This is a genomic window from Roseibium sp. LAB1 (genome assembly GCF_054658235.1).
On sequence record NZ_BAAGIB010000001.1, the window covers coordinates 362,879 to 383,154 of the forward strand.

The window sequence follows — 20,276 nt, forward strand, 5'->3', positions numbered from 1 at the left end:
TCTTCTCTCGTCTTTCTTAAGTTACGAGCGGCAGGCAGCTTGAATTAAGCTGCGCGCTCGCGGCCCCGATCCCGGCGTCCGCCGCGATCACCCTGGTTGCCTTCGGAAGCAGCGGTCGCACGGCGCTCGGACGCCATCGGATCGTGTTCCAGAATTTCACCCTTGAAGATCCAGACCTTCACACCGCACACGCCGTAAGCCGTGTGAGCGCTTGCAACACCGTAGTCGATGTCCGCACGCAGAGTGTGAAGCGGGACGCGGCCTTCGCGGTACCATTCGATACGCGCAATTTCCGCACCGCCGAGACGGCCACCGCAGTTGATCCGGATGCCTTGGGCACCGAGACGCATGGCGGACTGGACAGCCCGCTTCATGGCGCGACGGAATGCAACGCGGCGTTCCAGCTGCTGGGCAATCGACTGGGCGACCAGGGTCGCGTCGATTTCCGGCTTGCGCACTTCAACGATGTTGAGGTGCACTTCGGAATTGGTGATGTCGGCAATCTTCTTGCGAAGACGCTCGATATCGGCGCCCTTTTTGCCGATGACCACACCCGGACGACCGGAATGAATGGACACGCGGCACTTCTTGTGCGGGCGTTCGATGACAACCTTGGAAACTGCTGCCTGCTTGAGTTCCTTCAGCAGGAGCTCACGGATGCGGAAATCTTCGTGCAGAAGATCGCCGTATTCGTTCTTGTTCGCGTACCAGCGGGAATCCCAGGTCCGGTTGATCCCGAGGCGCATGCCGATCGGGTTTGTCTTATGTCCCATCAGGCAGTCTCCTCAACTTCGCGCACGACGATGGTCAGGTTCGAGAACGGCTTCTCGATCCGGCCAACACGGCCGCGTGCACGGGCCTGGAACCGCTTGATCACAAATGCCTTGCCGACATGTGCTTCAGCAACCACCAGGTTGTCGATGTCCAGGTCATGGTTGTTTTCCGCGTTGGCAATCGCGGACATCAAGGTCTTCTTGACGTCCTGAGCGATGCGCTTGCGGGAGAATGTCAGGTCCGCAATCGCGGAACCGACTTTTTTACCACGGATCGAAGCCGCAACGAGGTTCAGCTTGCGCGGAGAAACGCGCAGCATGCGGGTCATTGCCCGGGCCTCATTGTCAGCGAGCGTCCGCTCACGCTTCGGCTTGCCCATCGTTACTTCCTCTTCGCCTTCTTGTCGGCGCCGTGTCCATAATAGGTCCGGCTCGGCGAGAACTCGCCGAACTTGTGACCGATCATTTCCTCAGACACCAGCACCGGAACGTGCTTTTGACCGTTGTAGACGCCGAAGGTCAAACCGACGAACTGCGGCAGGATGGTAGAGCGGCGGCTCCAGGTCTTGATGACCTCGTTCCGGCCGGACTCACGGACCTTGTCCGCTTTCTTCAGCAGATACCCGTCGACAAACGGACCTTTCCAGATCGAACGTGCCACGATCCTTGCCCTTTACTTCTTCGCGTGACGGCTGCGGACGATAAACTTATCAGTCTGCTTATTGCGCCGCGTACGCTTACCTTTGGTCGGTTTACCCCAAGGGGTAACCGGATGACGACCGCCGGAGGTCCTGCCTTCACCACCACCATGCGGGTGATCGATCGGGTTCATGGCAACGCCGCGAGTATGCGGACGAATACCAAGCCAGCGGGAACGGCCTGCTTTACCCAGGTTTACGTTGGCGTGGTCCGGGTTGGACACGGCGCCAATGGAAGCCATGCAGGTTCCGAGCACACGACGCTGCTCGCCAGACATCAGGCGCAGCGTGGTGTAGCCCTGGTCGCGGCCGACGATCTGAACGAACGCGCCTGCCGAACGAGCGATCTGGGCGCCTTTGCCCGGCTTCAGCTCGACATTGTGCACGATCGTGCCAACCGGAATGCGAGCCAGAGGCGCGGCATTGCCCGGTTTCACGTCGACGGATTCACCGGCGACAACGGTATCGCCAGCAGCCAGGCGCTGCGGCGCCAGGATGTAGCTCAGTTCACCGTCTTCGTAACGGATGAGAGCAATGAATGCGGTCCGGTTCGGATCGTATTCAAGGCGCTCGACCGTAGCCGGAACGTCCCATTTACGGCGCTTGAAGTCGACAAGACGGTAAGACCGCTTGTGACCGCCACCGCGGTTCGGAGACGTCAGGCGGCCGGCGTTGTTGCGGCCACCGGACTTGGACAGGCCTTCGGTCAGGGTCTTGACCGGCTTGCCTTTCCACAGACCAGAGCGATCAACTTGAACCAGCTGACGGCGGCCTGGGGACGTCGGGTTGAATGTCTTAAGTGCCATTTTTCTTAAGTCCCCGTCTTAGAGCCCGGTGGTCACGTCGATAGCGTGACCTTCCTGCAGCGTTACGACGGCCTTTTTGTAGTCGGACTGCCGGCCGATGCGACCGCGGAAGCGCTTGACCTTGCCCTTGCGGACCAGGGTGTTCACTGCCGTGACCTTCACACCGAACAGAGCTTCGACTGCGGCCTTGATTTCCGGCTTCGTCGCGTCGTTAGCAACTTTGAAGACAACCTTGTTCTCTTCGGAAGCCATCGTCGACTTTTCGGTGATTACCGGGCCAACGATTTTGTCGTAGTGAGGAAGTTTGCTCATTTAAAGCGCTCCTCAAGTGCGGACACCGCAGCCTTCGTCAACACCAGGGTGTTGGCGCGCAGGATGTCGTAAACGTTGATACCCTGAACCGGCAGCACATCCAGATGCGGAATGTTGCGGGAGGCCAGAGCGAAGTTTGCATCGACTTCGGCACCGTCAATGATCAGGGCGCTGGTCAGGCCGAGCTTGGAAAGCTGTGCCTTGAGTGCCTTGGTCTTTGCTTCAGCTGCCTTGGCGTCTTCAACAACTACGATGCTGTCTGTCTTGGCTTTCGCCGACAGGGCATGCTTCAGGCCGAGGGCGCGAACCTTCTTCGGCAGGTCATGGCTGTGATCGCGAACGATCGGGCCGAATGCCTTACCACCACCGCGGAACTGCGGGGCCTTCTTGTTGCCGTGACGTGCACCGCCGGAACCCTTCTGGCGAACGAATTTCTTCGTCGTGCCGGAAACTTCCGAACGGCCCAGTGCCTTGTGGGTACCTGCCTGGCGCTTGGCCAGCTGCCAACGCACCACACGGTGGATCAAATCGGTGCGCGGCTCGAGACCGAAGATCTCGTCAGACACCGTGATCGAACCGGCCGCCCCGCCTTCGAGGGTCTTGACCTGGAGTTCCATCACTCACTCTCCTTCCCGGCGGCCGCAGTCGCTTCGGTTGCTTTGAAAGCACCCGGAACCGGAACGTTTTCCGGCAGCGCCTTTTTGATCGCGTCGCGGACCAGGATCCAGCCGCCCTTGGCGCCCGGAACAGAGCCCTCGACCATGATCAGGCCACGCTCAACATCAGTGCGCACAACCTTCAGGTTCTGCGTGGTCACGCGGGCATCGCCCATGTGACCGGCCATCTTCTTGCCCTTGAACACGCGGCCCGGGTCCTGACATTGACCGGTAGAACCGTGCGAACGGTGCGAGATCGAGTTACCGTGCGATGCACGGCCACCACCGAAGTTGTGACGTTTCATGGCACCGGCAAAACCTTTACCGATAGAAGTGCCGGTCACGTCGACAAACTGGCCTTCGACGTAGTGGTCAGCGGTCAGTTCCGCGCCAACGTCGATAAGGTTTTCCGCAGAGACGCGGAATTCGGCCACGGTCCGCTTCGGCTCGACCTTTGCAACAGCAAAGTGGCCACGCAGTGCCTTCGGCGTATTCTTTACTTTACGGGTACCTGCACCGAGCTGCAGCGCAGTGTAACCATTTTTTTCGTCAGTGCGGTGGGCTACCACCTGGCAATTTTCCAGCCGCAGAACGGTGACCGGAACATGCTCGCCTGCATCGTTGTAGATGCGGGTCATGCCCACTTTCTGAGCGATCACTCCAGAACGCATGGATGTGTCCCCTTCGACCCGGCTTAGAGCTTGATCTCGACGTCGACACCAGCGGCGAGGTCGAGCTTCATCAGCGCGTCCACCGTCTGGGGCGTCGGATCAACGATATCGAGAAGGCGCTTATGCGTACGCATCTCGAACTGATCGCGGCTTTTCTTATCGATATGCGGCCCGCGAAGCACCGTGTACTTCTCGATCCGCGTCGGCAGCGGCACGGGACCCCGTACCTGAGCACCGGTCCGCTTGGCCGTATTGACGATCTCCTTGGTGGAGGCGTCGAGAATACGGTGGTCAAACGCCTTCAGGCGGATCCGGATATTCTGACCGTTCATTGTTGTTGTTCCCAATAAGACTGCGGGCCTGCCCGCGCTTCATTTCAAAATCACCGGCAGGCCCGGCTGTCGATTATTCGATGATGGATGCGACGACGCCGGCGCCGACGGTACGGCCACCTTCGCGGATAGCGAAGCGCAGGCCTTCTTCCATGGCGATCGGCACGATCAGCTCAACGTCCACGGAGACGTTGTCGCCCGGCATCACCATTTCCGTGCCTTCCGGCAGGGACACCACACCGGTCACGTCCGTCGTACGGAAGTAGAACTGCGGGCGGTAGTTGGTGAAGAACGGGGTGTGACGACCACCTTCTTCCTTGGTGAGGATGTAAGCCTCGGCCTTGAACTTCGTGTGCGGGGTAACGGTACCCGGCTTGCAAAGAACCTGGCCACGCTCAACGTCTTCACGACCGATACCGCGGATCAGTGCGCCGATGTTGTCGCCTGCTTCGCCGCTGTCCAGCAGCTTGCGGAACATTTCAACGCCGGTGACCGTGGTCTTCTGCGTGTCCTTGATGCCGACGATTTCAACTTCTTCGCCGACCTTGACGATGCCGCGCTCAACACGACCCGTCACAACCGTACCACGGCCGGAGATCGAGAAGACGTCTTCGATCGGCATCAGGAACGGAAGGTCCTTCGGACGCTCCGGGGTCGGGATGTAGGCGTCGACCTGAGCCATCAGCTCACGGATCGCATCGCGGCCGATGGCCGGATCGCGGTTTTCAACGGCTGCCAGTGCAGAACCCTTGACGATCGGAATGTCGTCGCCCGGGAACTCGTAGGAAGACAGCAGTTCGCGGATTTCCATTTCGACGAGCTCGAGAAGCTCTTCGTCGTCGACCTGGTCAACCTTGTTCATGAACACGACCAGAGCCGGAACACCAACCTGGCGAGCCAGGAGGATGTGTTCGCGGGTCTGCGGCATCGGGCCGTCAGCGGCAGAACACACCAGGATCGCGCCGTCCATCTGCGCTGCACCGGTGATCATGTTCTTGACGTAGTCGGCGTGGCCAGGGCAGTCGACGTGAGCGTAGTGACGGTTTTCCGTCTCATACTCAACGTGTGCCGTGGAGATGGTGATGCCGCGAGCCTTTTCTTCAGGCGCGCCGTCGATTTCGTCGTAAGCTTTTGCAGTCGCACCGCCGGTTTCAGCCAGCGTCATGGTGATTGCTGCGGTCAGCGTCGTCTTGCCGTGGTCAACGTGGCCAATCGTGCCAATGTTAACGTGCGGCTTGTTGCGCTCAAATTTTTCTTTCGCCATCGGATTACTCCGTTTCTCTAGTTCTTCTTGACGTTAAGAGGATGGGCTCAGGCGTATTTCGCCTGAACCTCTTCGGCGACAGCCTGCGGCACCTGCTCGTAGTGATCGAACACCATCGAGTACTGTGCGCGGCCCTGAGACATGGAACGCAGGTTGTTCACGTAGCCAAACATGTTGGCCAGCGGGACCATTGCGGTGATGACAGTAACGACGCCCCGGTTCTCCGTACCCGCGATCTGACCGCGGCGGGAGTTCAAGTCACCAATCACGTCACCCATGTAGTCTTCCGGCGTGACAACCTCGACCTTCATGATCGGCTCGAGCAGTTTCGGGCCGGCCTTGGCAATACCTTCGCGGAAACCGGCACGGCCGGCGATTTCGAAGGCAAGAACCGAGGAGTCAACGTCGTGGTAGGCACCATCGATCAGGGTTGCCTTGATATCGAGCATCGGGAAGCCTGCCAGCGGACCGGAGGACATGACGCTTTCGATACCTTTGGTAACACCCGGGATGTATTCCTTCGGAATGGAACCGCCGACGATCTTGCTTTCGAAGACGTAGCCTTCGTTCGGCTCGGCCGGCTCGATGACCAGCTTGATGCGAGCGAACTGACCAGAACCACCAGACTGCTTCTTGTGGGTGTAATCCACTTCAGAAACCTTGGTGATGGTTTCGCGGTAAGCCACCTGCGGTGCACCGATGTTGGCTTCGACCTTGAACTCGCGCTTCATGCGATCGACGATGATGTCCAGGTGCAGCTCGCCCATGCCGGCGATGATGGTCTGACCGGATTCTTCGTCGGTTTTAACGCGGAAGGACGGATCCTCGGCTGCCAGACGGTTGAGCGCGAGGCCCATCTTTTCCTGGTCGCCCTTGGTCTTCGGCTCGACTGCGATCTCGATGACCGGTTCCGGGAATTCCATGCGCTCCAGGATCACCGGCTTCAGCGGATCACACAGGGTGTCGCCGGTCGTGGTGTCCTTCAGGCCTGCGATAGCAACGATATCGCCTGCATAGGCTACATCGATGTCTTCGCGGGAGTTAGAGTGCATCTGCATCATCCGGCCGACGCGCTCACGCTTGTCTTTAACGGTGTTCAGCAGGGACACGCCCTTGTTCAGAACGCCGGAATAGATGCGGCAGAACGTCAGGGAACCGACAAACGGGTCGTTGGCGATCTTGAACGCCAGCAGACCAAGAGGCTCTTCGTCGGAAGACTTGCGAACGATTTCAGCTTCGGTCTTCGGATCGATACCCTTGATGTCCGGCACTTCAACCGGGCTCGGCAGGTAATCGACAACAGCGTCGAGAAGCGGCTGAACGCCTTTGTTCTTGAACGCGGAACCGCAGAAAACCGGAACGAAGTCGGTGCTGATCGTACCCTTGCGGACAAGCTTCTTGATCGTCTCGATGGAGGGCTCTTCGCCTTCCAGATAAGCTTCCATGACAGCTTCGTCGACTTCGACAACGGTCTCGATCAGAGTATCGCGAGCTTCCCGAGCGCGATCGACGAGGTCAGCCGGGATATCGACAACGTCCCAGGCAGCGCCGAGGTTTTCAGACTGCCAGATCAGGGCCTTCATTTCCAGAAGGTCGATACAGCCAGCGAATTCGCTTTCAGCGCCGACAGGAAGCTGCATGACCAGCGGAGTAGCGCCGAGGCGTTCCTTGATCATCTTGACGCAACGATCGAAATCAGCGCCCAGCTTGTCCATCTTGTTGACGAAGATCATCCGCGGGACATGATACTTGTCGGCCTGACGCCAGACAGTTTCAGTCTGCGGCTCAACGCCAGCGTTTGCGTCCAGAAGGGCGACGGCACCGTCGAGCACACGCAGGGAACGTTCAACTTCAATGGTGAAGTCAACGTGGCCCGGGGTGTCGATGATGTTCAGGCGCTTTTCTTTCCAGAAAGCGGTGGTAGCAGCAGAGGTGATCGTGATGCCACGCTCCTGCTCCTGCTCCATCCAGTCCATGGTGGCCGCGCCGTCATGAACTTCGCCGATCTTGTGGCTCTTACCAGTGTAGAAGAGGATCCGCTCGGTCGTGGTGGTCTTTCCAGCATCGATGTGAGCCATGATGCCGAAGTTGCGGTAGTCCTCGATTTTATGCGTGCGCGCCATAGCGTCAGCCCTTCGAAGTCACAAATTACCAGCGATAGTGCGAGAATGCGCGGTTGGCGTCTGCCATCCGGTGCGTGTCTTCGCGCTTCTTGACTGCGGTACCACGGTTGTTAGCCGCGTCGAGCAGCTCGCCGGAAAGACGATCAACCATCGTGGTTTCGTTACGATTGCGAGCCGCAGTGATCAGCCAGCGAATTGCCAGCGCCTGACGGCGATCGGTACGAACCTCAACCGGAACCTGGTAGGTCGCACCACCAACACGGCGGGAACGAACTTCCACTTGCGGCATGACATTCTCAAGAGCAGCGTGGAACACTTCGATCGGGTTCTCGCGGGTCTTGTTTTCGACGACGTCGAATGCACCGTAAACGATACGCTCGGCAGTCGACTTCTTACCGTCGTACATGATGGAGTTCATGAACTTCGTGACGACGGTATCCCCGAATTTCGGATCCGGGTTGATTTCGCGTTTTTCTGCGCGGTGACGACGGGACATCTGATGTGCTCCTTACTTCGGCCGCTTCGCGCCGTACTTCGAACGGCGCTGCTTACGATCCTTGACGCCTTGGGTATCGAGCACACCACGGATGATGTGGTAGCGCACACCCGGCAAATCCTTCACGCGGCCGCCACGGATCATCACCACCGAGTGTTCCTGAAGGTTGTGACCTTCACCCGGGATGTAGCCAATGACTTCGAAGCCGTTGGTCAGGCGGATTTTGGCCACCTTACGCAGAGCCGAGTTCGGCTTCTTCGGCGTCGTCGTGTAAACGCGGGTGCAAACACCACGCTTCTGGGGGCAGGCCTCCATGGCCGGCACCTTGTTCCGCTTCGGCGGATCTTTCCGCGGCTTGCGGATCAACTGGTTGATGGTCGGCATTCTTTGCCCTTTACCTTGTCCATCCAAAAATTCGTATGCAACTGCAGTCCCCGCTGACCTTGCTCACTTCCCGGTCTGACCCGTAAAGACATGCAAAATCGCGCCCGCGCGCTCAATGAAGAGCGGCCGGCGCTGCGAAAAACCAGAGGACCACGAGTTACCCCGCGGTCATGCAATCGACGCGTATTCGCCTATATAACCCGGCAGCGTTTAAGAGGACTGGGTCCTGCGCCTTGGTCAGCGCTGGACGGGTTCGCTCTTACCGCCTGCCCTTGGGATGCGCGGAAACTACTCATATGCACCCATTGCGTCAAGTGCTTTGTCGAAAAAACAGCGTTTGTGCGGGTTACAGATCTATCATCTGAATTTCCGGCATGTTTTCCGTCACTTACCGGTGGCAATCAGTATTTTTTTGCAGGTTTCCGGTAATTTTATTGCGCGACCTGATTCCGCAAATCTGCGGAATTCTGAATCAAGTCTAACCGGAATGAGTCAAATCAGGTCAGTTTGCTCCGTACACCCGGCGAGTCCGCCTTTACAGGCTCTTGATTCAAAGGACCGATTCCAGACAAACCTGTCTGGAAAACGGTCCGGATTCGCAAATTGCCCCCCCCTCGCCCCGTGGTATGCACCTGGCGCAAGGCAGGTATTTGCCGGTACATCTCCTTCTGGAGACGCAGGCGACCTCAGGCGGTGAAGGTCACGATCGCGACGTTTCCGGCAAGGGCGTCCTGATAGGCACCTTCGTAGACCGGGTCGTCCGGCTCGCCGTCCATCACACCGATCTGGTCAAGTTCTGCTTCGGCAAAGCCCTGAGCCGAAAGGGACTCCAGTGTCTTGCGCACCGCATCGTCGTCATCAGGTGCCTTCAACAGCGCGTGAATGGTGATGGCATCGTTTGGAGACGCATCCTCGTTTTCCCAAACCCTGCCGATCACGATGTAGACCACCGGATCCAGTTCAAGTTCATTGTCGTTCATGTGATCAGGCCTCTTTTGCCTCATTATACAAGAAAGGCCGCCCGAGGGCGGCCTTTCGATAGCTAGACTGGAAACCGATTACTCGGCTGCGCCCGTCATATCTTCCAGAAGGCCTTCCGCGGCGCTGTCCGAAGAATGCTGGCGCTGAGCTTCCTGGATCAGATCGTCGCGATGAGTCGCGATCTGACGGATCCGCTTCATCACCCCACCGGTACCGGCCGGGATCAGACGACCGACGATCACGTTCTCCTTGAGGCCGACCAGCGGGTCGGTCTTGCCGTTGACCGCTGCGTCGGTAAGAACGCGGGTCGTCTCCTGGAAGGAGGCGGCGGAGAAGAACGAACGCGTCTGCAGCGAAGCCTTGGTGATGCCGAGCAGAACCGGCGTCCCCTTGGCAGGATCGCGTGCATTGTCGATCGCCCTGCGGTTGGCGTCCTCGAAATCGATCTTGTCGATCTGTTCGCCGGAGAAGAACTCCGTATCGCCCGGATCGGTGATTTCGACCTTCTGCAGCATCTGGCGGACAATCACTTCAATGTGCTTGTCGTTGATGGTCACGCCCTGCAGGCGGTAGACTTCCTGGATCTCGTTGACGAGGTAAGCCGCCAGGGCCTCCACGCCTTTAACAGCCAGGATGTCGTGCGGGGCCGGGTTACCGTCGAGAATGTACTCACCCTTTTCGATGGCATCGCCTTCCTGAAGATGGAAGTGCTTGCCTTTCGGGATGAGGTATTCGACGGGCTCGACACCTTCTTCCGCCGGCTCGATGATGACGCGACGCTTGTTCTTGTAGTCGCGACCGAAGCGGATCGTACCATCGATTTCGGCGATGATCGCATGATCCTTCGGACGGCGAGCTTCGAACAGTTCCGCAACGCGCGGCAGACCACCGGTGATGTCCTTGGTCTTGGCGCTTTCCAGCGGGATACGAGCCAGAACGTCACCAGCCTTGACCGAAGCCCCCGGCTGGACGGACAGGATCGCATCCACGGAAAGCATCAGACGGGCATCAGAACCACGGTCGGTCTTGTAGATCGTGCCTTTTTCGTCCTTCACGACGATAGCCGGCTTCAGATCCTGACCGCGCTGGGATGACCGCCAGTCGATGACGACACGCTTGGTGATACCAGTCGCCTCGTCGGCCGTTTCCTGAACGGACGCACCATCGACCAGATCTTCGAAGTCCACGATACCGGCAACTTCAGCAAGCATCGGACGGGTATACGGATCCCATTCGGCAATCCGCTGTCCGCGCTTGACTGCATCGCCTTCATCGACATGCAGCTTGGAGCCATAGGCTACGCGATGCACGGCACGCTCGTTACCGTCGCTGTCGATGACAACGATGGACATGTTGCGGACCATGGCAATCAGGTTGCCGTCGCTGTCGCGATTGACCGACCGGTTCCGGATCTTGACCGTACCATCGACGTTGGACTCGATGAACGAGCTGTCGACCACCTGGGCGGTACCGCCGATGTGGAAGGTACGCATGGTCAGCTGCGTGCCCGGCTCACCGATGGACTGTGCGGCGATAACGCCGACAGCTTCACCCATGTTCACGGGCGTACCGCGTGCAAGGTCACGACCGTAGCAGGTTGCACAGACACCGGTTTCGGTTTCACAGGTCAGAACCGAACGGATCTTGATCTGCTGAACCTTGGCAGCCTCGATGGCGTCAACATCCTTCTCGTCGATCAGCGTGCCCTTGGGGACAAGCAGTTCACCGGTCTGGTTGTTGTAGACATCTTCAGCCGTCGTACGGCCCAGAACGCGCATGCCGAGCGAGGCGATGACGTTACCGGCATCGACGATCGGTGCAACGGTGATACCGCGCGTGGATCCGCAATCCGGTTCCAGGATGATGGAATCCTGGGCAACGTCCACCAGACGGCGGGTCAGATACCCGGAGTTTGCGGTCTTCAGTGCGGTATCGGCCAGACCCTTACGGGCACCGTGCGTGGAGTTGAAGTACTCCAGAACCGACAGGCCTTCCTTGAAGTTCGAGATGATCGGGTTCTCGATGATGGAACCGTCCGGCTTGGCCATCAGGCCACGCATGCCGGCCAGCTGCTTCATCTGCTGGGGCGAACCACGGGCACCGGAGTGGGACATCATGTAAACCGAGTTCATCGGCTTCTGGCGACCTGTCTCCTCATCGATCTGGACCGCCTTAATGCGGGCCATCATCTCGTCGGCGATCTTGTCGGTACATTTCGCCCAGGCGTCGACAACCTTGTTGTACTTCTCGCCCTGGGTGATCAGGCCGTCGTTGTACTGCTGCTCGTATTCGGTTGCGAGCGACGAGGTCTCGGCCACCAGCCTTTGCTTGGTGTCCGGAATGACCATGTCGTCCATACCGAAGGAGATGCCGGCGTTACAGGCATTCTTGAAGCCAAGCTGCATGATCCGGTCACAGAAGATAACTGTCTCCTTCTGACCGCAGGCACGGTAAACCGTGTCGATCATCTTGGAGATGTCCTTCTTGGTCATCAGCTTGTTGCAGACCTCGAACGGCACTTCGTGGTGCTTCGGCAGAAGCTCCGCGATAAGCATGCGGCCCGGAGTGGTTTCGTTGATCTCGGAGGTCTCGTTTCCATCGGCATCGATGGAGCGGAACCGGCCCTTGATCTTGGTGTGCAGCGTGATGACCTTGTTGGCCAGCGCGTGGTGGATCTCGCCAGTGTTGCCGAAGACCATGCCCTCGCCCGGCTCGCCTTCTGCCATGATGGACAGATAGTAGAGGCCGAGAACGATATCCTGCGAAGGAACGATGATCGGGCCACCGTTGGCCGGGTGCAGGATGTTGTTGGTGGACATCATCAGCGTACGCGCTTCCAGCTGGGCTTCCAGCGACAGCGGTACGTGAACAGCCATCTGGTCACCGTCGAAGTCGGCGTTGAAGGCCGAGCAGACGAGCGGATGCAGCTGGATGGCCTTGCCTTCGATCAGGGTCGGTTCGAAGGCCTGGATTCCAAGACGGTGCAGCGTGGGTGCGCGGTTCAGGAGAACCGGGTGCTCACGGATGACTTCGTCGAGGATGTCCCAGACTTCCGGACGTTCCTTTTCGACCAGCTTCTTGGCCTGCTTCACGGTGGAAGAGAAGCCCTTGGCGTCGAGGCGCGAATAGATGAACGGCTTGAACAGCTCAAGCGCCATCTTCTTCGGAAGACCGCACTGATGCAGCTTCAGTTCCGGACCCACGGTAATAACCGAACGGCCGGAATAGTCGACGCGCTTGCCGAGCAGGTTCTGACGGAACCGGCCCTGCTTGCCCTTCAGCATGTCGGACAGCGACTTCAGCGGACGCTTGTTGGCGCCGGTGATGACGCGGCCACGACGGCCGTTGTCGAACAGGGCATCGACGGATTCCTGCAACATGCGCTTTTCGTTCCGGATGATGATATCCGGAGCACGCAGTTCCATCAGGCGGCGCAGACGGTTGTTACGGTTGATCACGCGGCGGTAGAGATCGTTCAGATCGGACGTCGCGAACCGGCCGCCGTCGAGCGGAACCAGCGGGCGCAGATCCGGCGGGATGACCGGAACGACGGTCATGATCATCCATTCCGGGCGGTTGCCGGATTCCATGAATGCTTCGATGACCTTCAGACGCTTTGCAAGCTTCTTCGGCTTCAGCTCGGTGGTCGCCTCGGCGATCTCCTGGCGCAGCTTCTCGCTCTCGCGCTCCAGATCCATGCTCATCAGGATCTCGCGGATTGCTTCGGCACCGATCATCGCCGTGAAGGCATCTTCGCCATACTCGTCCTGAGCGGCGATGAAGTCTTCTTCCGACAGAAGCTGGTGCTGCTTGAGCGGGGTCAGGCCCGGCTCGAGAACAACGTAGTTCTCGAAATACAGAACGCGCTCGAGATCCTTCAGCGTCATGTCGAGCAGAAGGCCGATACGGCTCGGCAGGGACTTCAGGAACCAGATGTGCGCGACAGGCGCTGCCAGTTCGATGTGTCCCATGCGTTCACGGCGAACACGCGACAGGGTGACTTCAACGCCACACTTTTCGCAGATAACGCCTTTGTATTTCATGCGCTTGTATTTGCCGCAAAGACATTCGTAGTCCTTGATCGGGCCAAAGATACGCGCGCAGAACAGACCGTCACGTTCTGGCTTGAACGTACGGTAGTTGATGGTCTCCGGCTTTTTGATTTCGCCGAAAGACCAGGACAAGATCTTTTCCGGGCTCGCGAGCGAAATCCGGATATTGTCGAAGGTCTGTGCGGGAGCCTGCTGATTGAACAGGTTCATGACCTCATGATTCATGATCCATCTCCTTCGATGCGCGGCGGGGGAGCGAGCTCTTGCGCCCCTCCCCGCAACCGGCATTCCAAGTCATTTGTGGTCCGTAGGCGGGGATTATTCTGCGGCGTCCGCAGTTTCTTCCTCGCCGATCACGGGGACATCGGTTCGTTGCAGTTCAACGTTGAGACCCAGGGACCGCATTTCCTTCACAAGCACGTTGAAGCTTTCCGGAATGCCTGCCTCGAAGGTGTCGTCGCCACGAACGATGGCCTCATAGACCTTCGTACGGCCGGCAACGTCGTCCGACTTGACGGTGAGCATTTCCTGCAGCGTGTAGGCCGCACCGTAAGCTTCAAGCGCCCAGACCTCCATTTCCCCGAAGCGCTGGCCACCGAACTGTGCCTTACCACCAAGCGGCTGCTGGGTGACGAGCGAGTACGGGCCAATGGAACGGGCATGGATCTTGTCGTCGACCAGGTGGTGGAGCTTCAGCATGTAGATGTAGCCCACCGTCACCTTGCGGTCGAACTCCTCACCGGTCCGGCCATCGTACAGAACGGACTGGCCGCTCGGGTCGTAGCCGGCAATGTTGAGCGCCTCAACGACATCGGGTTCACGAGCACCGTCGAAGACCGGCGTCGCGATGCTGACGCCCTTCTTCAGCTGCTCCGCCAGGCGTGCGATACCTTCGTCATCGTATTCCTTGACGTTGTCGCCCTTCATGTTGTCGCCGTAGATCTCGACGATCTTGCCGCGCAACTGTTCGATCTCACCCGACTTCCTGTACTCGTCGTACATTTCGCCGATCCGATTGCCCATGCCGCGGCAGGCCCAACCCAGGTGGGTTTCAAGGATCTGACCGACGTTCATGCGCGACGGAACGCCGAGCGGGTTCAGCACGATATCGACATGCGTACCGTCTGCCAGGAACGGCATGTCTTCGCACGGGTTGATCTTGGAGACCACGCCCTTGTTGCCGTGACGGCCGGCCATCTTGTCACCCGGCTGAAGCTTGCGCTTCACGGCAACGAAGACCTTGACCATCTTCATGACGCCCGGCGGCAGTTCGTCACCGCGCTGCAGTTTCTCGACCTTGTCGATGAAACGCTGCTCGAGACGCTTGCGGCTGTCGTCATACTGACCGCGCAGAGCTTCGATCTCGGACATGAACTTCTCGTCTTCGGTGGCGAACTGCCACCACTGCGAGCGCGGGAAGTCGTTGAGAACGTCCCCGGTCAGTACAGTGTCCTTCTTGAAACCCTTCGGGCCGGCAATGGCACTCTTGTCCATCAGCATCTCTGCCAGACGGCCATAGACGTTGCGGTCGAGGATCGCCTGTTCGTCGTCGCGGTCTTTTGCGAGACGCTCGATTTCCTCACGCTCGATCGCCATCGCGCGTTCGTCTTTTTCAACGCCGTGGCGGTTGAAGACACGCACTTCGACAACGGTACCGGAAACCCCCGGCGGCAGGCGCAGGGAGGTGTCGCGAACGTCGGACGCCTTTTCACCGAAGATAGCGCGCAGAAGCTTTTCTTCCGGCGTCATCGGGCTTTCGCCCTTCGGTGTGATCTTGCCGACCAGGATATCGCCCGGGTTCAGCTCGGCACCAATATAGACGATACCGGCTTCATCGAGGTTCTTCAGCGCTTCTTCCGAAACGTTCGGAATATCGCGGGTGATTTCTTCCGGTCCAAGCTTGGTGTCACGCGCCATCACTTCGAATTCCTCGAGGTGAATGGAGGTGAACACGTCGTCGGAAACGATCCGTTCGGACAGGAGGATGGAATCCTCGAAGTTGTAGCCGTTCCAGGGCATGAACGCGACCAGCACGTTCCGGCCGAGCGCCAGATCGCCGAGATCGGTCGAAGGACCGTCGGCAATGATGTCACCCTTGTGGATCCGGTCACCGACACGCACCAGCGGACGCTGGTTGATGCAGGTGTTCTGGTTGGACCGCTGGAACTTCTGCAGCCGGTAGATATCGACGCCGGACTTGCCCGGATCGAGGTCTTCCGTTGCACGGATAACGATACGGGTCGCATCCACCTGGTCGACGACGCCGCCGCGGCGGGCACCGATGGCAGCGCCGGAATCGCGGGCAACGATCGGCTCCATGCCGGTACCGACGAACGGTGCTTCGGCACGTACCAGCGGAACAGCCTGACGCTGCATGTTCGAGCCCATCAGTGCGCGGTTGGCGTCATCGTTCTCAAGGAACGGGATGAGCGCGGCCGCGACGGACACGAGCTGCTTCGGCGACACGTCCATGAGGTCGACCTTGTCGGACGGCACCATCATGTTTTCGCCAGCGTGACGGCAGGTGATCAGCTCTTCCGTGAACCGGCCTTCGTCGTCATAGACGGCGTTGGACTGGGCCACGTAGTGCTTGGCTTCTTCCATGGCGGAAAGATAGACGACTTCATTAGTGACTGCGCCGTCTTTCACCTTCCGGTACGGGCTTTCGATGAAACCGTACTTGTTCACGCGGGCAAAGGTTGCCAGCGAGTTGATCAGACCGATGTTCGGGCCTTCCGGCGTTTCAATCGGGCAGATACGGCCATAGTGCGTCGGGTGAACGTCGCGGACTTCGAAGCCTGCGCGTTCACGGGTCAAGCCGCCCGGTCCAAGAGCCGACAGGCGGCGCTTGTGGGTGACTTCCGACAGCGGGTTGGTCTGGTCCATGAACTGCGACAGCTGCGAGGAGCCGAAGAATTCGCGGACCGCAGCGGCAGCCGGTTTTGCGTTGATCAGGTCCTGAGGCATGACCGTGTCGATCTCGACGGAGCTCATGCGTTCCTTGATCGCGCGTTCCATGCGCAGAAGACCGACGCGGTACTGATTTTCCATCAGTTCGCCGACAGAACGGACACGGCGGTTGCCGAGGTTGTCGATGTCGTCGATTTCGCCCTTGCCGTCACGCAGTTCCAGAAGAACCCGGATGACTTCAAGGATGTCGTCCTTGCGCAGGGTGCGCACGGTGTCGGCACACTCCACGTCGAGGCGCATGTTCATCTTCACGCGGCCGACGGCAGACAGATCGTAGCGTTCTTCATCAAAGAACAGCGACTGGAACATCGCTTCGGCGGTGTCGATGGTGGGCGGTTCACCCGGGCGCATCACGCGGTAGATGTCGAACAGCGCATCCTCACGGGATTCGTTCTTGTCCACCGCCAGGGTGTTGCGGATGTAGGGACCGGTGTTGACGTGGTCGATGTCGAGCATCGGCAGGTCGTGGTAACCCCGGTCGACAAGCTCTTCCAGCAGCTTGCCGGAAATCTCGTCACCGGCTTCCGCGTAGATCTCGCCGCTCTTCATGTCGACGATGTCTTCAGCCAGGTACTGGCCGTGCAGGTCCTCGTCGGTCACTTTCAGGGCGGTGACGCCCTTTTCCTCAAGCTGCTTGATGGTGCGCTGAGTGATCTTGCGGCCACCCTCGATCACCACTTCGCCGCTGTCCGCGTCGATCAGGTCGTAGGACGCCTTGGTGCCCTTCAGACGGTTGCCGTCGAACGGCATGCGCCAGGAACCGTCCTTCTGACGGGTGTAATCGATACGCTTGTAGAATGTGTTGAGGATTTCCTCACCGTCGAGGCCGAGGGCCATCAGCAGGGAGGTCACCGGGATCTTGCGGCGACGGTCGATACGCGCATGCACGATGTCCTTGGCGTCGAACTCGATGTCGAGCCAGGAACCGCGATACGGGATCACGCGTGCTGCGAACAGCAGCTTGCCGGACGAATGGGTTTTGCCCTTGTCATGGTCAAAGAACACACCGGGAGAGCGGTGCATCTGGGAAACGATGACGCGCTCGGTGCCGTTGACGATGAAGGTGCCGTTGTCGGTCATGAACGGCATGTCGCCCATGTAGACATCTTGTTCCTTGATGTCTTTGACGGACTTCGCACCGGTGTCTTCATCGACATCGAACACGATCAGGCGCAGAGTAACCTTCAGCGGTGCTGCAAAGGTCATGTCGCGCTGGCGGCACTCATCGACGTCGTATTTGGGAGCTTCAAATTCGAAGGAAACAAATTCCAGAAGGGAAGTGCCCGCAAAATCGGAGATCGGAAATACGGACTGGAAGACCGCTTCAAGGCCTTCATTCTTGCGGCCACCGCCTGGCATCTCATCGACCTGCAGAAACTGGTCGTAAGATGCTTTTTGAACCTCGATGAGATTAGGCATAGCCGCGACATCGCGGATCGATCCGAAATATTTACGGACCTTTTTGCGACCGTTGAACGTTTGGGTCATTGTCGCTCCTCGTATCGGCCGGGTAACGGCTTCCCGAAACGCCCCTTTTCCAATCGGGCGAGCGCCCGGGCGCTTCGGAAAACCGTCCCCCCTGGATCAACCTGCTTCAGGTGCCCTCACCTGAAACCAGACAAGTTGACCGGTCTTAGGGGCCTAGAACATCTTCATCTGCCGTCTTGCGAAAGCAGGATGCCCTAGTGGTACGTTTGCCCCGGAAACGGGAAAATCCCGCCGGGGCTAGTAACGGTCCCGGTTACCCGGGACCGTTCAAAAGGCCGTAAGGCCTCTATTATTTCAGCTCGACAGATGCGCCAGCTTCTTCGAGCTTCTTCTTCAGCTCTTCTGCTTCGTCTTTGCCAACGCCTTCCTTGACCGGCTTCGGAGCGCCTTCGACGAGCTCCTTAGCTTCTTTCAGGCCAAGACCGGTGATTGCGCGGACTTCCTTGATGACGTTGATTTTCTTGTCGCCGGCAGAAGCCAGGATCACGTCAAATTCGGTCTTTTCTTCAGCAGCAGCTGCATCGCCACCACCAGCAGCAACAGCGGCAACTGCGACCGGAGCAGCAGCAGAAACGCCCCACTTTTCTTCCAGAAGCTTGCTGAGTTCAGCAGCTTCCATAACGGTCAGTGCGGACAGTTCGTCAACGAGCTTTTCAAGATCAGCCATTTTTCAGTACCTTAAGTTCGAACCAGTTTTGGTTACGTGAGACAGTGTGTTTTGGACGCCTTATGCGGCCTCGTCCTTCTTGGCGTAAGCGCCGAAGACGCGGGCAAGCTGCCCGGCCGGAGCGTTGACAACCTGTGCAATCCGGGATGCCGGGGTCTGGATCATGCCAACCAGTTTCGCACGCAGCTCATCGAGCGACGGCATGGTTGCCAGAGACTTGACCCCATCCGGGTTCAGGTTGGTCGAGCCAAGAGCACCGCCAAGGATTGCAAACTTTTCGTTTGCCTTGGCGAAATCGACGGCTGCTTTCGGAGCGGCTACCGGATCGTCGGAATGGACGATAACGGTCGGGCCCTGAAACAGGTCGGAGATGTGCTCAAGGTCGGTGCCTTGAAGGGCGAGTTTGACAAGGCGGTTTTTTGCGACTTTTACAGTGCCGCCGGCTTCGCGCACGGATGCCCGCAATGCGGTCATCTGAGCTACCGAAAGGCCTGCATAGTGCGCGACGACGACAACACCGGTGTTACCCAGCTCGGCGTTGAGGGCCGACACGAACTCGTGCTTTTCCGCTCTTTCCACTTGCCTTCTCCATTTGGCGGCTGTGACGCCGCCGGTTTACCTTGCCGCCTGGCAGATGGTCCCGAACCCGGAACCGCCCTCACCTGGCGACGCTCAGGGTCCTGTCCCCTCACCTTCGCGCCTCAGGCGCGCGGCAAGGTCTGGTTCGAACCAAGTTGTTCCACCGGATCGGTGGTAAAATCGGTTCTCACCCATCTATGCAGGCCTTGTTCGGCTTAAGCCGGTTTCCCGGCACCTGCAGTCTCGGACAGGGCAACCCGGCAGCAAGCCGCCGGGTCTATTCGGCCTTACAGCCGAAATCTTGTTTCAATCCGGAAAGACCGGATTACTCGCCAGCAACGGTGGCGAGATCAACCTTCACGCCCGGGCCCATCGTGGAGGACACGGCAATGCGCTTCAGGTAGGTGCCTTTTGCGCCGGTCGGCTTGGCTTTCTGGACTGCGTCCAGCAGAGCCTTGACGTTCTCGGTGATCGCTTCTTCGGAGAAGGACACCTTGCCGACGCCGGCGTGAACGATACCGGCCTTTTCAACGCGGAACTGAACAGCACCACCCTTGGCATCGTTGACGGCGGACTTGACGTCCGGGGTCACGGTGCCGACCTTCGGGTTCGGCATCAGGCCACGCGGGCCGAGAACCTTACCGAGACGGCCGACGAGCGGCATCATGTCAGGAGTTGCAATGCAGCGATCGAAGTCGATCTTGCCGCCCTGAACTTCCTGAACCAGCTCTTCAGCACCAACGATGTCAGCGCCTGCAGCCTTGGCTTCCTCGGCCTTGTCGCCACGTGCGAACACGGCAACGCGAACGGTCTTGCCGGTGCCGTTCGGCAGGATGCACACGCCGCGGACCATCTGGTCTGCATGACGCGGATCAACGCCGAGATTGATCGCAACTTCAACGGTTTCGTCGAACTTGGTCTTGGACCGGCCCTTCACGAGGCCAATGGCTTCGTTCAGGGAATACAGCTTGTTACGGTCGATACCTTCACGCGCTGTCTTGATACGCTTTCCAACCTTCGCCAT

General features: G+C 58.9%; 18 protein-coding genes. All 18 read right to left on the minus strand.

The features are described 5' to 3' along the window. Positions 1 to 44 precede the first annotated feature (44 nt). Positions 45 to 773 (minus strand): 30S ribosomal protein S3, encoded by a 729-nt coding sequence (rpsC, locus tag ACYQ54_RS01735; RefSeq protein WP_006936448.1) that lies wholly within the window; start codon positions 771 to 773, stop codon positions 45 to 47. Further along, positions 773 to 1,153: a 50S ribosomal protein L22 gene (gene rplV / locus ACYQ54_RS01740; protein ID WP_006936449.1), complete on the minus strand. Its 381-nt coding sequence runs from the start codon at positions 1,151 to 1,153 to the stop codon at positions 773 to 775. Before rplV ends, rpsC begins: the two co-directional genes overlap by 1 nt. A gap of 2 nt (positions 1,154 to 1,155) precedes the next feature. Further along, a complete protein-coding gene (gene rpsS / locus ACYQ54_RS01745; protein ID WP_022998243.1) occupies positions 1,156 to 1,434 on the minus strand; it encodes a 30S ribosomal protein S19 in 279 nt (92 codons plus the stop codon). 12 nt (positions 1,435 to 1,446) lie between these two features. Further along, positions 1,447 to 2,277 (minus strand): 50S ribosomal protein L2, encoded by an 831-nt coding sequence (rplB, locus tag ACYQ54_RS01750; RefSeq protein WP_006936451.1) that lies wholly within the window; start codon positions 2,275 to 2,277, stop codon positions 1,447 to 1,449. 18 nt (positions 2,278 to 2,295) lie between these two features. Then, the gene (locus ACYQ54_RS01755) at positions 2,296 to 2,589 is read right to left on the minus strand and encodes a 50S ribosomal protein L23 (RefSeq protein ID WP_006936452.1); all 294 of its coding nucleotides are present in this window, start codon (positions 2,587 to 2,589) and stop codon (positions 2,296 to 2,298) included. Continuing rightward, positions 2,586 to 3,206, minus strand: a complete 621-nt coding sequence (gene rplD, locus ACYQ54_RS01760; protein ID WP_330559483.1) for a 50S ribosomal protein L4 — start codon at positions 3,204 to 3,206, stop codon at positions 2,586 to 2,588. The genes ACYQ54_RS01755 and rplD overlap by 4 nt, the downstream gene beginning before the upstream one ends. Further along, positions 3,206 to 3,916 (minus strand): 50S ribosomal protein L3, encoded by a 711-nt coding sequence (rplC, locus tag ACYQ54_RS01765; protein ID WP_031268311.1) that lies wholly within the window; start codon positions 3,914 to 3,916, stop codon positions 3,206 to 3,208. The genes rplD and rplC overlap by 1 nt, the downstream gene beginning before the upstream one ends. A 23-nt stretch (positions 3,917 to 3,939) precedes the next feature. After that, positions 3,940 to 4,248 (minus strand): 30S ribosomal protein S10, encoded by a 309-nt coding sequence (gene rpsJ, locus ACYQ54_RS01770; protein ID WP_006936455.1) that lies wholly within the window; start codon positions 4,246 to 4,248, stop codon positions 3,940 to 3,942. A gap of 73 nt (positions 4,249 to 4,321) precedes the next feature. Further along, a complete protein-coding gene (gene tuf, locus ACYQ54_RS01775; RefSeq protein WP_460078751.1) occupies positions 4,322 to 5,512 on the minus strand; it encodes an elongation factor Tu in 1,191 nt (396 codons plus the stop codon). A gap of 47 nt (positions 5,513 to 5,559) precedes the next feature. After that, positions 5,560 to 7,635 carry an elongation factor G gene (gene fusA, locus ACYQ54_RS01780; RefSeq protein WP_460078754.1) on the minus strand — a complete coding sequence of 692 codons (2,076 nt, stop codon included), beginning with the start codon at positions 7,633 to 7,635 and terminating at the stop codon, positions 5,560 to 5,562. Between the two features lie 25 nt (positions 7,636 to 7,660). Next, complete coding sequence (gene rpsG / locus ACYQ54_RS01785) at positions 7,661 to 8,131, minus strand: 30S ribosomal protein S7 (protein ID WP_006936458.1); 471 nt, start codon at positions 8,129 to 8,131, stop codon at positions 7,661 to 7,663. A gap of 12 nt (positions 8,132 to 8,143) precedes the next feature. Beyond that, entirely contained in the window at positions 8,144 to 8,515 is a 372-nt protein-coding gene (gene rpsL, locus ACYQ54_RS01790; protein ID WP_006936459.1) for a 30S ribosomal protein S12, read from the minus strand. 686 nt (positions 8,516 to 9,201) lie between these two features. Continuing rightward, complete coding sequence (locus tag ACYQ54_RS01795; RefSeq protein WP_460078756.1) at positions 9,202 to 9,495, minus strand: regulator; 294 nt, start codon at positions 9,493 to 9,495, stop codon at positions 9,202 to 9,204. A gap of 78 nt (positions 9,496 to 9,573) precedes the next feature. Further along, on the minus strand, positions 9,574 to 13,773 hold the full coding sequence (gene rpoC / locus ACYQ54_RS01800) for a DNA-directed RNA polymerase subunit beta' (RefSeq protein WP_460078758.1): 4,200 nt from the start codon (positions 13,771 to 13,773) through the stop codon (positions 9,574 to 9,576). 93 nt (positions 13,774 to 13,866) lie between these two features. Further along, a complete protein-coding gene (gene rpoB / locus ACYQ54_RS01805) occupies positions 13,867 to 18,006 on the minus strand; it encodes a DNA-directed RNA polymerase subunit beta (RefSeq protein WP_460078761.1) in 4,140 nt (1,379 codons plus the stop codon). Positions 18,007 to 18,295: 289 nt separating this feature from the next. Beyond that, positions 18,296 to 18,673: a 50S ribosomal protein L7/L12 gene (gene rplL / locus ACYQ54_RS01810; protein ID WP_006936464.1), complete on the minus strand. Its 378-nt coding sequence runs from the start codon at positions 18,671 to 18,673 to the stop codon at positions 18,296 to 18,298. 60 nt (positions 18,674 to 18,733) lie between these two features. Then, positions 18,734 to 19,252, minus strand: coding sequence for a 50S ribosomal protein L10 (rplJ, locus tag ACYQ54_RS01815; RefSeq protein WP_023001583.1), 519 nt, complete (start codon positions 19,250 to 19,252; stop codon positions 18,734 to 18,736). 325 nt (positions 19,253 to 19,577) lie between these two features. Next, positions 19,578 to 20,276 (minus strand): 50S ribosomal protein L1, encoded by a 699-nt coding sequence (gene rplA, locus ACYQ54_RS01820; protein WP_460078763.1) that lies wholly within the window; start codon positions 20,274 to 20,276, stop codon positions 19,578 to 19,580.

Coding starts and splice junctions, on each gene's coding strand:
- rpsC (WP_006936448.1), bottom strand. CDS start 773: ATGGGACATAAGACAAACCCGATCGGCATGCGCCTCGGGATCAACCGG.
- rplV (WP_006936449.1), bottom strand. CDS start 1,153: ATGGGCAAGCCGAAGCGTGAGCGGACGCTCGCTGACAATGAGGCCCGG.
- rplB (WP_006936451.1), bottom strand. CDS start 2,277: ATGGCACTTAAGACATTCAACCCGACGTCCCCAGGCCGCCGTCAGCTG.
- ACYQ54_RS01755 (WP_006936452.1), bottom strand. CDS start 2,589: ATGAGCAAACTTCCTCACTACGACAAAATCGTTGGCCCGGTAATCACC.
- rplD (WP_330559483.1), bottom strand. CDS start 3,206: ATGGAACTCCAGGTCAAGACCCTCGAAGGCGGGGCGGCCGGTTCGATC.
- rplC (WP_031268311.1), bottom strand. CDS start 3,916: ATGCGTTCTGGAGTGATCGCTCAGAAAGTGGGCATGACCCGCATCTAC.
- rpsJ (WP_006936455.1), bottom strand. CDS start 4,248: ATGAACGGTCAGAATATCCGGATCCGCCTGAAGGCGTTTGACCACCGT.
- tuf (WP_460078751.1), bottom strand. CDS start 5,512: ATGGCGAAAGAAAAATTTGAGCGCAACAAGCCGCACGTTAACATTGGC.
- fusA (WP_460078754.1), bottom strand. CDS start 7,635: ATGGCGCGCACGCATAAAATCGAGGACTACCGCAACTTCGGCATCATG.
- rpsG (WP_006936458.1), bottom strand. CDS start 8,131: ATGTCCCGTCGTCACCGCGCAGAAAAACGCGAAATCAACCCGGATCCG.
- rpsL (WP_006936459.1), bottom strand. CDS start 8,515: ATGCCGACCATCAACCAGTTGATCCGCAAGCCGCGGAAAGATCCGCCG.
- ACYQ54_RS01795 (WP_460078756.1), bottom strand. CDS start 9,495: ATGAACGACAATGAACTTGAACTGGATCCGGTGGTCTACATCGTGATC.
- rpoC (WP_460078758.1), bottom strand. CDS start 13,773: ATGAATCATGAGGTCATGAACCTGTTCAATCAGCAGGCTCCCGCACAG.
- rpoB (WP_460078761.1), bottom strand. CDS start 18,006: ATGACCCAAACGTTCAACGGTCGCAAAAAGGTCCGTAAATATTTCGGA.
- rplL (WP_006936464.1), bottom strand. CDS start 18,673: ATGGCTGATCTTGAAAAGCTCGTTGACGAACTGTCCGCACTGACCGTT.
- rplA (WP_460078763.1), bottom strand. CDS start 20,276: ATGGCGAAGGTTGGAAAGCGTATCAAGACAGCGCGTGAAGGTATCGAC.